Source organism: Oleiphilus sp. HI0086 (genome assembly GCF_001635225.1).
Genome location: NZ_LWFZ01001478.1, coordinates 1 through 1,947 on the forward strand (window position 1 = coordinate 1; position 1,947 = coordinate 1,947).

At 43.0% G+C, this 1,947-nt stretch carries 3 protein-coding genes; all 3 read right to left on the reverse strand.

Annotated elements, in window-relative coordinates:
• Positions 1-34: 34 nt before the first annotated feature.
• Complete coding sequence (locus A3756_RS25015) at positions 35-943, reverse strand: DUF692 domain-containing protein (RefSeq protein WP_231872236.1); 909 nt, start codon at positions 941-943, stop codon at positions 35-37.
• Positions 944-976: 33 nt separating this feature from the next.
• Positions 977-1,234, reverse strand: coding sequence for a DUF2282 domain-containing protein (locus tag A3756_RS25020; protein ID WP_068515949.1), 258 nt, complete (start codon positions 1,232-1,234; stop codon positions 977-979).
• A gap of 210 nt (positions 1,235-1,444) precedes the next feature.
• A partial coding sequence (locus tag A3756_RS25025) for a TetR/AcrR family transcriptional regulator (protein ID WP_068554978.1) occupies positions 1,445-1,947 on the reverse strand: 503 nt, incomplete at its 5' end.

Sequence of the window (1,947 nt, forward strand, 5' to 3'; positions counted from 1 at the left end):
GAAATAAAGGCTTGATGAATGTTCGCAAGCTTCATTACCTGGATACCTGCTCTGCAGAAGCAAGACTGGAATACTTTGAGCACTGAGCCATCATGCGGGCTGCGTTGCTCTGCTCTTCCTGCAGAACGGAAAAATCCGGAATATCAGTATCCCATTCAATCAAAGTAGGAATAGGGCCAAATCGCTCCAACGCTGTTTGGTAAAGTTGCCAAACCGGTCCGTGCACTCTTGCGCCATGCGTATCGAGCAAGTGCGTGCCCTGATCTTCGAAGCCCGCCAAGTGCATTTCTTTTATGCGTTTTACAGGCAAAGCCCGAATGTATTCTTGCGGATCAAATTTGTGGTTCATTGCGCTGACATAGATATTATTCACATCACATAAAATATCGCAGTCAGCCTGCTCGGCGACCTCGGACAAAAACTGCACTTCTGCCATCGCATCAACTGTAAAACTTAAATAGCTCGAAACATTTTCGACCAATATACGACGTCCCAGATAATTCTGAACTTGGTCAATTCGTGAGACGATATGCTTAATTGCCTCCATGGTATAAGGCATGGGAAATAGTTCATTACCATGTACGCCATCAAAAGAAGCCCAACACAAGTGATCAGACACCAGCGTTGGTTGAAAGCGTTCTATAAGTGACTTTAAGCGTTTGAGGTAGGATTGATCTAAGGGATCAGTTGAGCCTAAAGACATGCCGACACCATGAAAGGTAACCGGGTATAAATCCCGAACCTGCTCCAGGTAATCAAGAGGCTGACCACCGTCGCTCATATAATTGTCGCTTAGTGCTTCAAACCAGGGGATATCAGGGCGTGAATTCAGAATCGTTTGATAGTGTGCAGAACGTAAACCTATACCTGCACCCTGAAGCGCTTGTGGCTCAGGAGAAGCAGGATGATCGGTTGGCATTCCCTGCGATAAGATATGATTCATCAGTTAATGCCACCGATAGAAGTGCTAAGTAACTTACTTCACTTTACCATTTACAATTTTTGAACAAGTGCCTTCTGGAACATATACCCATTCCTCAGGGTCACCGTCTTTAGCAGCTTGGCCAGCACAACTATGCTTTGAGGTACCACAGTCATTCATACCGGCTTTAGCAATACCCTGACATTTTTCAAAACCAGGCTTGCCTGCTAGTGCGTCAGTTGACGCAGCCATAACACCCATTGCGACCATGCTTGCGATTGCTGATTTGCTTAAGATTTTTGCGTTATTCATTGTTTTAACCCTGTGTAATTCATCTAAAAAGTAACGGTTAACTAAAGTAGTTGCTCATTATTAATTCCCGAATTTTGTGATCGGGATATTGTTAAAGACCCAGGCCAATCTAAAAAGTTCAGAAATTAGCAAATTTATTTTAGTTGAAGTGGAATTTTGTTCTAGTTATTAGACATTAAATGGAGGTAATTTATCTTTTATATCAGACAATTACTTTGAAGCCATTCGCTCAATTCCACCTATAAATAAATTCCCTAGAAACTCAGCCTTCTCTTTAGCTGAGTACTCATCATCACTGACAGAAAAAATGTCAATGCTCGAAGCGATCATTGCAGACGTCATCATCGATACAGGGAACTTAGGCGCCATTCCCACCTCAACAGCAAGCTGCATATCACGAGACAAGTCGTCAATAATCTCGGTAAGCTCTTCTTTTTCTGATAGCACCTGCTTAAACACTGGGGCATTTTTTGAAATCATCAGCTGCATTTTGGGGTACTGAGAGATCAGTTTACTGTAAGCGAGAAAAGCACCTTTGATAAAGCCTTCCAAAGTTGTTGCACTTTGACGCGCCTGGCTCAAAGTCGTGCGCACTTTCATTAAAAAGCCAGTGAGCAGCTCAGAAAAGATCGTGTCTTTATCACCGCAGTGATTATAAAAAGTACCTACAGACAGGCCACTTTCGCTGACAATATCATTGATAGTTGCTCGCT